Consider the following 12,245-nt stretch of genomic DNA (forward strand, 5'->3'; position numbering starts at 1 on the left):
CGAGTAGCAAAACGATGAGTCTGAACCTGGTAAGTGAACAATTGCTAGCGGCGAATGGCCTGAAACATCAGGATCTGTTCGCTATTCTGGGCCAACTGGCCGAACGCCGTCTTGATTACGGCGATCTCTATTTTCAGTCGAGCTATCACGAATCCTGGGTTTTAGAAGACCGCATCATTAAAGATGGTTCTTACAACATCGATCAGGGCGTCGGTGTACGTGCGGTTAGTGGTGAAAAAACCGGATTTGCCTACGCGGATCAGATAAGCCTGCTGGCGCTTGAACAAAGTGCTCACGCGGCGCGTACCATTGTGCGGGACAGTGGCGACGGCAAAGTGAAAACGCTGGGTGCCGTGGAGCATCAGGCGCTGTATACCTCGGCTGATCCGCTGCAAAGCATGAGCCGTGAAGAGAAGCTGGACATTCTGCGCCGCGTGGACAAAGTGGCGCGTGAAGCCGACAAACGCGTGCAGGAAGTGACTGCCAGCCTGACCGGCGTTTATGAGCTTATTCTGGTGGCTGCGACCGACGGTACGCTGGCGGCAGATGTTCGCCCGCTGGTGCGCCTGTCTGTCAGTGTACAGGTTGAAGAGGACGGCAAACGCGAGCGCGGCGCCAGCGGCGGCGGCGGTCGTTTTGGCTATGAGTTTTTCTTAGGTTCGCTGGACGGCGAAGTGCGCGCGGATGCCTGGGCAAAAGAAGCGGTACGTATGGCGCTGGTGAATCTCTCTGCGGTTGCCGCGCCAGCGGGGACGCTGCCGGTGGTATTGGGTGCAGGCTGGCCGGGCGTGTTATTGCACGAAGCAGTAGGGCACGGACTGGAAGGCGATTTCAACCGTCGTGGCACCTCAGTGTTCAGCGGCCATATGGGTGAACTGGTGGCCTCTGAGCTCTGTACCGTGGTTGACGACGGCACCATGGTTGACCGCCGTGGCTCTGTCGCCATTGATGACGAAGGGACGCCGGGCCAGTACAACGTCTTGATCGAAAACGGCATTCTGAAAGGGTACATGCAGGATAAACTGAATGCGCGTCTGATGGGCGTTGCGCCGACAGGGAACGGGCGTCGTGAGTCTTATGCGCACCTGCCGATGCCGCGTATGACCAACACCTACATGTTGCCAGGAAAATCCACACCGCAGGAAATTATCGAATCGGTTGAATTCGGGATCTACGCGCCTAACTTTGGCGGCGGTCAGGTGGATATCACGTCCGGCAAATTTGTGTTCTCGACCTCAGAAGCCTATCTGATCGAAAACGGAAAAGTGACTAAGCCGGTCAAAGGTGCCACGCTGATTGGTTCTGGTATTGAAGCCATGCAGCAAATTTCGATGGTCGGCAATGACCTGAAACTGGATAACGGCGTTGGCGTCTGCGGTAAGGAAGGGCAAAGCCTGCCGGTTGGCGTGGGTCAGCCAACGCTGAAGGTGGATAACCTGACGGTGGGTGGTACTGCCTGATTATCAGAGGCCGGATTCATCCGGCCTGCGAATTTGATTCTTGTTCCAGGCCCGATACGCGCAGCGCTATCGGGCCTTATTATGACTTTTTCTTTCCCCGACCGTACATCCCCTGAAACAGCTTCGCCACGTCGACAAAGTAGTCCGTCAGATAGTTGATCACCACCTGCACTTTTAAGGGTAATTTGTCTTTTTCGGTGTACAACGCGTAGACCGGACGAGGATCCGACTGATAGCGGGGCAGTAAGATCTCAAGTTCTCCCCGATTGATCTCGTTGATCACCCACATCAGCGGCACATAGGCGATCCCGGCACCTGCAGTCAGCCAGCGGCTGAGCGTCATAGGATCGTTGGTCACGAATCTTCCCTGAGGGATTAGCCGGGTGGAGATCCCTTCCGGGGCGATCAGTTCAAATTCGTTATCCGGTCGCACGCTGTATTCCAGCCAGGAGTGGTTGCTGAGATCGGCGGGTTTCTCCGGTATGCCAAACTGTGCGAGATAGCTTTTTGCGGCGCAGACCACCATCGGCATGGCTCCCAGACGGCGAGAAAACAGGCTCGAGTCCTGCAACGCGCCGACCCGAATCACGACGTCCAGACCGTCGGCAATCAGGTCAGGGGCGGGGATCCCTGTCACCAGATTGACCGCCAGACCAGGATGCTCTTTGAGCATTTTGGCGGTGATCCCCGCGAGGACATTTTGTGCCATGGTTGAAGAACAGCCGATGCGCAACGTACCGATAGGGGTGTTGTTAAACGCGTAGAGCTGCTCATGGACATCCTGGACTTCATGCAACATTCTGCGGCAGCCCTGGTAGTAAATTTTACCGGCTTCGGTAAGGCCAATGCTGCGAGTACTGCGGTTCAGCAGCTTCACCTGCAGTTCATCTTCCAGTTTTGCCACGGTCTGGCTAATGGAGGAGACGCTCATTTGTAGCTGTCTGGCAGCGGCGGTAAAGGAGCCAAATTCAACCACTTTGGCAAACACCGACATACGTTTTAATCGTTCCATTATTCACTCTGGCTTAAAAGTGATTTAGATCACATAATATAGATAACAGCATAACAGTTACGCTAATATATTATTATTCAAATAACAGCAGTGTCGCTCTCGCCTGGCTTTCCTTGCCCTTCTCTGCGGTGACACCGGCTGATAATTCTATCGCCTGCACTCTCTCTACAATCAAGGTCAACATGAGTCTGTTTCCCGTTATCGTGGTGTTTGGGCTGTCCTTCCCACCGATATTTTTCGAACTTCTTTTATCACTGGCGATTTTCTGGCTGGTGCGCCGGGTGCTGGTACCGACAGGTATCTATGATTTTGTATGGCATCCGGCGCTGTTTAATACCGCGCTCTATTGCTGCCTGTTTTATCTGATATCGCGCATGTTTGTTTGAGGCTGAAGTGAAAACACTAACAAGAAAAATCTCCCGCACGGCCATTACGCTGTTACTGGTCATTCTGGCGTTCATCGCCATTTTTCGTGCCTGGGTCTATTACACCGAGTCACCGTGGACGCGTGATGCGCGTTTCAGCGCGGATGTTGTGGCCATCGCGCCAGATGTGGCAGGGCTTATCACCCATGTTAATGTTCGCGATAACCAACTGGTGAAAAAGGATCAGGTGCTGTTCACCATCGATCAGCCGCGTTATAAAAAGGCGCTTGAAGAGGCCGAAGCCGATGTGGCGTATTACCAGGTGTTGTCGCAGGAAAAACGCCAGGAGGCCGGTCGACGTAATCGTCTTGGCGTCCAGGCGATGTCTCGTGAAGAGATCGATCAGGCCAACAACATGCTGCAAACCGTATTACACCAGCTCGCGAGAGCGCAGGCTACCCGTGACCTGGCAAAATTAGATCTCGAACGAACCGTGATTCGTGCGCCGGCAGACGGGTGGGTCACCAACCTGAACGTCTATACCGGTGAGTTTATTACCCGTGGTTCCACGGCGGTTGCTCTGGTAAAACAGCACTCTTTCTATGTACTGGCGTATATGGAAGAAACCAAGCTGGAGGGGGTTCATCCGGGCTATCGTGCGGAAATTACGCCACTGGGCAGTAATCGGGTATTAAAAGGAAGTGTGGACAGCGTGGCGGCAGGGGTCACAAATGCCAGCAGTACCCGCGATGCGAAAGGCATGGCGACCATTGATTCCAACCTCGAATGGGTGCGGCTGGCGCAGCGTGTTCCGGTGCGGATCCGTCTTGATGACCAGCAGAACAACATATGGCCAGCAGGCACAACGGCGACGGTCGTGATCACCGGTCAGCAGGATCGTGATGAAAGCCAGGATTCCTTCTTTCGCAAAATAGCGCATCGTCTGCGCGAGTTTGGTTAATCATGATGGGGATGTTCACCATCGCCAGCCAACACGTTCGCTTCGCGATAAAACTGGCGTGCGCAATTGTACTGGCGCTGTTTGTTGGCTTTCACTTTCAGCTTGAAACGCCACGCTGGGCGGTGCTGACTGCGGCGCTTGTTGCGGCGGGCCCGGCATTTGCTGCCGGAGGCGAACCCTATTCCGGGGCCATCCGCTATCGCGGTATGTTGCGCATCATCGGAACCTTTATTGGTTGTATCGCCGCGCTGGCGATCATCATCACCATGATTCGCGCACCGCTGCTGATGATTCTGGTGTGCTGTATCTGGGCGGGATTTTGTACCTGGATCTCTTCTCTGGTGCGCCTTGAAAATTCCTACGCATGGGGGCTTTCGGGGTATACCGCACTCATTATCGTCATCACCATTCAAACGGAACCGCTATTGACGCCGCAGTTTGCCCTTGAGCGCTGTAGCGAGATTGTGATTGGCATCGTCTGCGCCATCGTCGCGGATCTCATTTTCTCTCCACGATCGGTGAAGCAAGAGGTTGATCTTGAACTGGATAACCTGCTCATCGCACAGTATCAACTGATGCAACTGTGTATTAAACACGGTGACAGTGAGGAAGTGGATCGCGCCTGGAGCGCACTTGTGCGCCGTACCGCGGCACTGGATGGCATGCGCAGCAATCTGAACATGGAGTCCTCGCGCTGGGGGCGTGCTAACCGACGCCTGAAGGCGCTGAATACGCTCTCCCTGACGCTGATTACGCAATCCTGTGAAACCTACATGATTCAAAATACGCGTCCGGAGCTGATCACCGATACGTTTCGTGAGTTGTTCGAAACCCCCGTTGAAACTGCGCAGGATGTTCATCGGCAGCTCAAGCGCATGCGCCGCGTGATCGCCTGGACGGGGGAGCGGGAAACGCCTGTCACCCTGTACACCTGGGCTGGGGCTGCAACGCGGTATCTGTTATTGAAACGCGGCGTGGTAGGCAATACGAAAATCAGTGCGACTGAAGAAGAGGTTTTACAGGGTGAGCCCGTGGTGAAGGTGGAGTCCGCCGAGCGTCACCATGCGATGGTCAACTTCTGGCGCACCACCTTGTCATGCGTGCTGGGGACGTTGTTCTGGCTGTGGACGGGATGGACGTCGGGTAGCGGCGCGATGGTGATGATTGCCGTCGTAACCTCACTGGCGATGCGATTACCGAATCCGCGAATGGTCGCGATCGACTTTATCTACGGGACGCTGGCGGCGCTGCCGTTGGGGTTACTCTATTTTCTGGTGATCATCCCTAACACCCAACAAAGTATGTTGCTGCTCTGTTTGAGTCTGGCGGTACTGGGCTTCTTTCTGGGCATTGAAGTCCAGAAACGCCGTCTGGGCTCCATGGGCGCGCTGGCGAGTACCATTAACATCATCGTGCTCGATAACCCCATGACCTTCCATTTCAGCCAGTTTCTGGACAGTGCATTGGGGCAGATTGTCGGCTGTATGCTGGCGTTTATCGTGATCTTACTGGTGCGGGATAACTCTCGTGACAGAACCGGTCGCGTGTTGCTCAATCAGTTTGTGTCGGCGGCTGTCTCAGCCATGACCACCAATGTGGTTCGGCGTAAGCAAAACCATCTGCCGGCGCTCTACCAGCAACTGTTTTTGCTGATGAACAAATTCCCCGGGGACTTACCCAAGTTCCGCCTGGCGCTGACGATGATCATTGCGCATCAACGTCTTCGTGACGCGCCGGTTCCGGTGAATGACGATCTCTCTATTTTCCACCGTCAGCTTCGCCGCTCCGCCGATCGCGTGATTTCCGCCAGCAGCGACGACAAGCGTCGGCGATACTTCGGACAACTCCTTGAGGAACTCGATGTCTATCAGGAAAAACTGCGCATCTGGGAAGCGCCACCGCAGGTTACGGAGCCGGTAAAACGCCTCTCTGGCATGTTGCATAAATACCAGCATGCCCTGACGGATAACTAAACACGGAAAAGCCGACGCCAAAAGCGCCGGTTTTTTTATGGCTATACTTAACCGATGTGCAGGAATCGTCGTGGCAGGTAGTGTGGTGGGATGCGAAAGCGCTTACCGGAGGTGGTGGCGGGCAATGAATATCTATACCTTTGATTTTGATGAGATAGAAAACCAGAGTGATTTTTACCGTGAGTTTGCGCGGATGTTTGGTATTGCCAGAGAACAGATCAGCGATCTGGATTCTTTGTGGGAGATAGTGACCGGCGAAGTATTGCCGTTGCCGCTGGAAATAGAGTTTGTTCATCTACCTGAAAAGCAGCGCCGACGTTATGGGGCGTTGATTTTGCTGTTCGATGAAGCAGAAGAAGAGCTGGAAGGACAGCTACGTTTTAACGTTCGGATCTAAACGTCAGGTATAAAAAAGCCCCCGACAGGCGGGGGCAAGTCGTCGGACTAGACGACGAGGGTTTATTTATAGAGTTCTGCCGTGGCGTGCCACTGTGACCCTTCTTTCAGTTCAACCACGCGATAGCTGCTGGCGCCTGCTTTCTCGGCTTTAGCGGCGAGTTCCTGACGCATATCCATCGGCGAGCTACCAATCTGAGAAACAGAGATACTGCCCATGGATTGCAGATTTTGTGCTTCTTGCGCGTTGACCTGGTGTACGGCGGCGTTTGCGCCGAAAGAGAGAACGGAAGCCAGGCCGAGTGAAGCGATAAGATATTTAGTGTTCATTATAGACATTCCTCAATACGGTTAACTCAGCGGTTTGCAGGGTGTTCTTATGCGATATTCCCGCGAGTGACTGTTTGCATTAGCGATACCAGGCGTAACTTATTTGTACAGTTCTGCGGTGGCGTGCCAGTGGCTACCGCTACGCGCTTCGGTTATCTGATATGCGGAGGCGCCTTGTTGTTCCGCTTTTTTGTTCAGCATTTCATGCATGTCCATCGGTGAAGAGCCGACCGCGCTGACGGAAACCGAACCGATAGCTTCGCGGTTTTGCGCCTGCTGGGCATTGATGGAATCTGCGGCGAATGCACCGAATGAGAGAACAGACAGAATACTTAACGTAGCAACCGTTGTTTTGATTTTCATGATATTTACCTCGTCGAATTCTTTTATTGGGGTCTTTTGTTTCGTGACCCTCATCACAAAATCAAGTATACACTAGTCACGCGATTAATTAATACCCTGCTAATGGTTTAGTGGGTAATTAAGTATTAAAAAATATGGTTTTTATAATCACATGGAATTAAAAATGCGCCTGATGGCGAGTTTTTCGATTTAAAGCTAATAAATTCATAAAGATATGATATTTAACAAAATGTGCGTTTTTGAATTTATCATTGATTGGGTGAATGTGTTTCAGCGGTTAAACGCACTATTCGTTAAATTAAAAGCAGTGGAAACATGCGTGAAGCAGGGGGGAAGACAGGATTTTCCCCGCCGTGTATGGCGGCGGGGAGAGGGGATTACAGCTCTTGTTCGAACAGTTCGAGAATCGCTTCGTACAGATCTTTCACCGAGAAGCCATTAGCAGGGGTTGTGAAAATGGTGTCATCGCCCGCAATTGTCCCGAGGATACCTTCCGCTTTGCCCAGTGAATCCAGCAGGCGTGCGATCAGTTGCGCAGCGCCAGGGCTTGTATGGATCACCACAACGGCATCATTGAAGTCGATATCTAATACCAGGTTCTTTAACGGGCTGGATGTCGTGGGGACACCCAACTCTGCCGGGAGGCAGTACACCATCTCCATTTTTGCGTTGCGGGTTCGCACGGCGCCGAACTTTGTCAGCATACGTGAGACTTTGGACTGGTTGATGTTATCAAAGCCCTGATCCTGCAAAGCGAGGACGATTTCACCCTGTGAGCTGAATTTTTCTTCTTTAAGCAGCGCTTTAAACGCCTTTACTAATTCTTCTTGTTTTGCCGAGCTTCGCATAAGTCACCCGTAATATGGCGGTAGAAACAACATTATTGTGCATACAGATGAATTTTTATGCAAACAGTCTGCCTTGTTCGAGGCTGAAATAATGTTATGAAAGAGCGGAATTTTATCAAATTTCGTTATCAAGAAACATGCCTGTGTCACGGCTCGCAAATAAGGTTAAAAGTAAATTAAATGTTATCAAATTGATGTTGTTTTGAGGGGGGAGTAGGGTATATTGTCCGCACCTGTGGAAAAGTTGCTCTACTGCTGCAGTGGCTTTGGATTACGTAAATTAAATGCATAAAAGCCAAATTCGCGTGACTCCGCATTCTTGACACGTGAGTATTGTAATCATTAATTTTGTGAATTAAGGTCGCCGCCGCGGAGCATTAAACACTTAGCTTATCAATATAATAAGGAGTTTAGGATGAAAGTTGCAGTCCTCGGCGCAGCTGGCGGTATCGGTCAGGCGCTAGCATTACTGTTAAAGAATCAACTGCCTTCAGGTTCAGAACTCTCCCTGTACGACATCGCTCCAGTGACCCCAGGTGTGGCCACTGACTTGAGCCATATCCCAACTGCTGTGAAGATCAAAGGTTTCTGTGGCGAAGACGCAACCCCGGCACTGGAAGGTGCGGATGTGGTTCTGATCTCCGCGGGTGTGGCGCGTAAACCGGGTATGGATCGTTCCGACCTGTTTAACGTTAACGCCGGTATCGTGAAAAACCTGGTTCAGCAGATTGCGAAAACCTGCCCGAAAGCGTGCGTGGGTATTATCACCAACCCGGTGAACACCACTGTCGCTATCGCTGCAGAAGTCCTGAAGAAAGCCGGTGTTTACGACAAGAACAAACTGTTTGGCGTGACCACGCTGGACATCATCCGCTCCAACACCTTTGTTGCGGAACTGAAAGGCAAGCTGCCAACTGAGGTTGAAGTACCGGTGATTGGCGGACACTCTGGTGTGACGATTCTGCCACTGCTGTCGCAAATCCCTGGCGTTAGCTTCACCGAGGAAGAGGCCGCAGCCCTGACCAAACGTATCCAGAACGCGGGTACTGAAGTGGTTGAAGCTAAAGCCGGTGGCGGATCTGCAACCCTGTCTATGGGTCAGGCTGCCGCACGTTTTGGCCTGTCGCTGGTTCGTGCGCTGCAGGGCGAAAAAGGCGTTGTGGAATGTGCCTACGTTGAAGGCGACGGCCAGTATGCGCGTTTCTTCTCACAGCCGCTGCTGCTGGGCAAAAATGGTGTGGAAGAGCGCCAGTCTATCGGCAAACTGAGTGCCTTTGAGCAGAATGCGATGGAAGGTATGCTGGATACGCTGAAGAAAGATATCACCCTGGGCGAAGAGTTCGTTAATAAGTAAGCGAACCGCCATCAGTGAAAAAAAACCGGAGCATTGCGACTCCGGTTTTTTTGTCTCTGGCTTCGGGAAAGACTCAGTTCGTTGCCGGATATTCCTGAATGGTCACCTGCAGCGTCAACTGCTTGTCATCCCGCATGACGACTACCGAGATCTCCGAGCCAGGGCGAATTTCAGCCACCTGGTCCATCGTTTCCAGCGCGGAAACAGCAGGCTTGTTGTTCACCGAAATGATCAAATCATTGACCTGAATGCCAGCCTGAGCTGCCGGGCCATCCGGGGATACCTCGTTGACGACGATTCCCTGAATTTGATCTATCCCACCGCTCTGGGCATGCATTGGCGCGATTTCGCGACCGCCAATCCCGATGTAGCCACGGATCACGCGACCATCACGGATAAGTTTATCCATAATTTTTGTCGCCAACTGGAATGGAATGGCGAAGCCAATGCCTTCCGGCGTTTCACCGTCGTTACTTTTATCAAAGGATAAGGTGTTAATGCCCATCAACTCACCCAGCGAGTTGATCAGCGCGCCACCGGAGTTACCGTGGTTGATGGAGGCGTCCGTTTGTAGAAAATTCTGGCGCCCGGAAGGGTTCAGACCAATGCGACCGGTTGCGCTGATGATCCCCTGGGTGATGGTTTGTCCGAGATTATACGGGTTGCCGATAGCCAGAACGACGTCGCCAATATGCGGCGTACGGCGCGAGTTTATCGGAATGGTCGGGAGTCCACCGGCGGCATTAATTTTTAACACGGCCAGATCGGTCAGCGTATCTGACCCTACCAGCAGCGCCTCAAACACGCGTCCATCCTGCAGGGCCACGATTATCTGATCGGCGTCGTTAATGACATGCTTGTTGGTGATGATATAACCGCGCTGATCCATGATAACACCGGAGCCCAGCGTGCGGATCTCAAGCTGGTTATGCGCCGTACTGTTCATACTGCGGTTATAGACGTTAACGACGGCAGGCGCCGCACGGCGAACCGCCGAGTTGTAACTGGCAGGCGTCTCATCGGTGCTGTCGAATTGCGGAGCCGTAAGGGTATTTATTTTGCGCAGCGAAGGCATAGCAGCCAACAAAATGGCGCCGACAATTAAACCAATCGCGACTGAACGTAAGAGCTTCACAAACATGATGGAGGCGTCATTAAAAAAGGGAACGGCAGCAGCATACCATGAGTTTACCGGACATCACACGCGAGGCTGATGTCCGGTTCACGACGGACTTAACGTAAAAGCAAATAAATGCTCTCATTTCCGCGAACGATTTGCAGGGCGATGATGGACGGTTTAGCCTCCAGCACCTTGCGCATCTCTGCGATAGAGTTCACGCGATCGCGGTTTACACTGACGATGACGTCATCTTTATGTAAACCCGCCTGAGCCGCAGGGCTGCTTTTTTCAACATTATCAATCTTGATGCCTTTACTGCCGTCCTTCAATTGGCCATCGCTTAATGTAGCGCCTTGCAGCGCAGGGGCGATCATCTCAGCACTGGCGGAGGAGGATGTGTTGGAGTCCAGGGTAACGTCGACCTCCAGGGGTTTACCGTCACGCAACAGACCCAGTTTCACGGTGGTGCCGGGCTCCGTTGTTGCAATACGCGAACGTAACTCTGCAAAACTGTTGAGTGGCTTGCCGTTAAGACTGGTGATGACATCGCCGGACTTCACGCCCGCTTTTGCGGAACCTGAGTTTGGCAGCACTTCACTGACAAATGCACCACGCTGTACGTCAAGTTTGAACGCTTTGGCAATATCGGCACTCATTTCCGTGCCTTTGATGCCCAGCAGACCCCGCTTGATTTCCCCGAACTGAATCAACTGCTGCGCCAGCGTACGCGCCATGTTGCTCGGGATCGCAAACCCAATTCCGATACTGCCGCCGCCAGGGGCGAGGATGGCAGTGTTAATACCGATCAGTTCGCCGTTTAGGTTGAGCAAGGCCCCGCCGGAGTTACCGCGGTTAATGGACGCGTCAGTCTGAATAAAGTTCTCCAGTCCTTCCAGATTCAGCCCGCTACGTCCCAGCGCAGACACAATACCGGACGTCGCCGTTTGCCCCAGCCCAAACGGATTGCCTACGGCGACGGCAAAGTCCCCTACGCGTAACTTGTCGGAGTCAGCGATGGCAATTTGCGTCAGATTACTGGCTTTCTGAATTTGCAGCAGAGCGATATCACTCTGATCGTCACTGCCGATCAGTTTGGCATCGAATTCGCGCCCGTCATTTAACTGGACGCTGATCTTCTGCGCCTGACTGATAACGTGATTATTGGTCAGAACATACCCTTTTGCGGCATCAATGATGACCCCAGACCCTAAACCTTCGAATGGCTGTGACGGTTGTTCAGGCAACTCATCGCCAAAAAATTTTTTGAACTCCTCCGGGACTTTTTGCCCCTGGACAGCCGTTCCTTCGACTCTGACGCTCACCACGGCAGGCAGTACCTTTTCCAGCATTGGGGCGAGGCTTGGCAGCGCTGCCTGGCCTGGAATTTGTGCTGGTATTGACGCGAGGGCCTGAAACGGCGCTGAGAGCGTTAAACCGATACTTAACGCTAATGCACTCAACAACTGGGTTTGTTTTTTCATGGATCCTGCTCTCGTACCTTGAGTGAAAGGAAAGACGATTCAAAACAGTTTGATGTTATTGAATTTTCGACATGGCAACAATGAGACTGCTGACTAAATAATAGCTGGGACAGGAGAGAAGAGAGGGCGCAATGACTGCGCCCAATAAAATAATTTACGTTGTGTGGTTAACCGCGTTTAGTGCCTGCACGCAGCAGACCAGATGCCCCTTCGGAATAGTCACGTGGCATCTGAACCGGCGCCTGATCGTTACCGGCTTCAGACTCCGCCAGGCGATTACGGAACGGGTTAGATTCTGCAGACAGTTCCGGCAGCAGGCTGCTGGAGCTTTTTGCCATGTGTTGATATAGCTGGCGATAATCATGCGCCATGGTATCCAGCAGCTCAGCGCTGCGGGCAAAGTGGCTGACCAGCTCTTCACGATACTCTTCCAGCTCAGCTTTGTTCTTTTCCAGTTCGTACTGCAATGCCTGCTGTTGACGTAATTTACGATTACCAAAACGCACGGCTACGGCACCAATAATGATACCGACGACTAACCCAATTAGCGCATATTCCCAGGTCATGAACATCTCCCGTTGT

Annotated in this window: 13 protein-coding genes; 6 read left to right on the forward strand and 7 right to left on the reverse strand. The window is 52.6% G+C overall.

The window, feature by feature from the left end; all coding sequences use genetic code 11:
* Positions 1–14 precede the first annotated feature (14 nt).
* Positions 15–1,460 carry a metalloprotease TldD gene (gene tldD / locus ACO7SM_RS02165; RefSeq protein ID WP_490469508.1) on the forward strand — a complete coding sequence of 482 codons (1,446 nt, stop codon included), beginning with the start codon at positions 15–17 and terminating at the stop codon, positions 1,458–1,460.
* 79 nt (positions 1,461–1,539) lie between these two features.
* Here tldD and aaeR read toward each other — a convergent pair whose 3' ends face one another.
* Complete coding sequence (gene aaeR / locus ACO7SM_RS02170; protein WP_490469509.1) at positions 1,540–2,472, reverse strand: HTH-type transcriptional activator AaeR; 933 nt, start codon at positions 2,470–2,472, stop codon at positions 1,540–1,542.
* Positions 2,473–2,654: 182 nt separating this feature from the next.
* Here aaeR and aaeX point away from each other — a divergent pair, with 182 nt between their 5' ends.
* The 4 genes from aaeX to ACO7SM_RS02190 all read left to right on the forward strand — a co-directional run bounded on the left by aaeX (position 2,655) and on the right by ACO7SM_RS02190 (position 6,168).
* Positions 2,655–2,858 carry a p-hydroxybenzoic acid efflux pump operon protein AaeX gene (gene aaeX / locus ACO7SM_RS02175; RefSeq protein WP_162379314.1) on the forward strand — a complete coding sequence of 68 codons (204 nt, stop codon included), beginning with the start codon at positions 2,655–2,657 and terminating at the stop codon, positions 2,856–2,858.
* Positions 2,859–2,865: 7 nt separating this feature from the next.
* Complete coding sequence (gene aaeA / locus ACO7SM_RS02180; protein ID WP_490469510.1) at positions 2,866–3,798, forward strand: p-hydroxybenzoic acid efflux pump subunit AaeA; 933 nt, start codon at positions 2,866–2,868, stop codon at positions 3,796–3,798.
* A 5-nt stretch (positions 3,799–3,803) separates the two neighbouring features.
* Positions 3,804–5,771, forward strand: a complete 1,968-nt coding sequence (gene aaeB / locus ACO7SM_RS02185; RefSeq protein WP_490470853.1) for a p-hydroxybenzoic acid efflux pump subunit AaeB — start codon at positions 3,804–3,806, stop codon at positions 5,769–5,771.
* Positions 5,772–5,895: 124 nt separating this feature from the next.
* Positions 5,896–6,168: a barstar family protein gene (locus tag ACO7SM_RS02190; RefSeq protein WP_490469511.1), complete on the forward strand. Its 273-nt coding sequence runs from the start codon at positions 5,896–5,898 to the stop codon at positions 6,166–6,168.
* A 62-nt stretch (positions 6,169–6,230) separates the two neighbouring features.
* On the opposite strand, the gene yhcN-B is transcribed toward ACO7SM_RS02190, so the two are convergent.
* The 3 genes from yhcN-B to argR form a co-directional block, all read right to left on the reverse strand.
* Complete coding sequence (gene yhcN-B, locus ACO7SM_RS02195) at positions 6,231–6,497, reverse strand: DUF1471 family stress response protein YhcN-B (RefSeq protein WP_162379317.1); 267 nt, start codon at positions 6,495–6,497, stop codon at positions 6,231–6,233.
* A gap of 99 nt (positions 6,498–6,596) precedes the next feature.
* Positions 6,597–6,860 (reverse strand): peroxide/acid stress response protein YhcN, encoded by a 264-nt coding sequence (gene yhcN, locus ACO7SM_RS02200; protein WP_162379318.1) that lies wholly within the window; start codon positions 6,858–6,860, stop codon positions 6,597–6,599.
* A 377-nt stretch (positions 6,861–7,237) separates the two neighbouring features.
* Entirely contained in the window at positions 7,238–7,708 is a 471-nt protein-coding gene (argR, locus tag ACO7SM_RS02205; protein WP_162379319.1) for a transcriptional regulator ArgR, read from the reverse strand.
* Between the two features lie 415 nt (positions 7,709–8,123).
* On the opposite strand from argR, the gene mdh reads away from it, so the two are divergent.
* Entirely contained in the window at positions 8,124–9,062 is a 939-nt protein-coding gene (gene mdh / locus ACO7SM_RS02210; protein WP_192613659.1) for a malate dehydrogenase, read from the forward strand.
* Between the two features lie 73 nt (positions 9,063–9,135).
* On the opposite strand, the gene degS is transcribed toward mdh, so the two are convergent.
* From degS to zapG, 3 genes are all read right to left on the reverse strand, one after another.
* A complete protein-coding gene (gene degS, locus ACO7SM_RS02215) occupies positions 9,136–10,203 on the reverse strand; it encodes an outer membrane-stress sensor serine endopeptidase DegS (protein ID WP_490469512.1) in 1,068 nt (355 codons plus the stop codon).
* 92 nt (positions 10,204–10,295) lie between these two features.
* Positions 10,296–11,663: a serine endoprotease DegQ gene (gene degQ, locus ACO7SM_RS02220; RefSeq protein ID WP_490469513.1), complete on the reverse strand. Its 1,368-nt coding sequence runs from the start codon at positions 11,661–11,663 to the stop codon at positions 10,296–10,298.
* Between the two features lie 167 nt (positions 11,664–11,830).
* Positions 11,831–12,229 (reverse strand): Z-ring associated protein ZapG, encoded by a 399-nt coding sequence (gene zapG / locus ACO7SM_RS02225; RefSeq protein ID WP_162379323.1) that lies wholly within the window; start codon positions 12,227–12,229, stop codon positions 11,831–11,833.
* Positions 12,230–12,245 lie beyond the last annotated feature (16 nt).

The sequence above is a fragment of the Citrobacter sp. LJND-P06 genome (genome assembly GCF_058188415.1).

Coding starts and splice junctions, on each gene's coding strand:
- ACO7SM_RS02190 (WP_490469511.1), top strand. CDS start 5,896: ATGAATATCTATACCTTTGATTTTGATGAGATAGAAAACCAGAGTGAT.
- aaeB (WP_490470853.1), top strand. CDS start 3,804: ATGGGGATGTTCACCATCGCCAGCCAACACGTTCGCTTCGCGATAAAA.
- argR (WP_162379319.1), bottom strand. CDS start 7,708: ATGCGAAGCTCGGCAAAACAAGAAGAATTAGTAAAGGCGTTTAAAGCG.
- aaeR (WP_490469509.1), bottom strand. CDS start 2,472: ATGGAACGATTAAAACGTATGTCGGTGTTTGCCAAAGTGGTTGAATTT.
- degS (WP_490469512.1), bottom strand. CDS start 10,203: ATGTTTGTGAAGCTCTTACGTTCAGTCGCGATTGGTTTAATTGTCGGC.
- aaeX (WP_162379314.1), top strand. CDS start 2,655: ATGAGTCTGTTTCCCGTTATCGTGGTGTTTGGGCTGTCCTTCCCACCG.
- tldD (WP_490469508.1), top strand. CDS start 15: ATGAGTCTGAACCTGGTAAGTGAACAATTGCTAGCGGCGAATGGCCTG.
- degQ (WP_490469513.1), bottom strand. CDS start 11,663: ATGAAAAAACAAACCCAGTTGTTGAGTGCATTAGCGTTAAGTATCGGT.
- yhcN (WP_162379318.1), bottom strand. CDS start 6,860: ATGAAAATCAAAACAACGGTTGCTACGTTAAGTATTCTGTCTGTTCTC.
- mdh (WP_192613659.1), top strand. CDS start 8,124: ATGAAAGTTGCAGTCCTCGGCGCAGCTGGCGGTATCGGTCAGGCGCTA.
- yhcN-B (WP_162379317.1), bottom strand. CDS start 6,497: ATGAACACTAAATATCTTATCGCTTCACTCGGCCTGGCTTCCGTTCTC.
- zapG (WP_162379323.1), bottom strand. CDS start 12,229: ATGACCTGGGAATATGCGCTAATTGGGTTAGTCGTCGGTATCATTATT.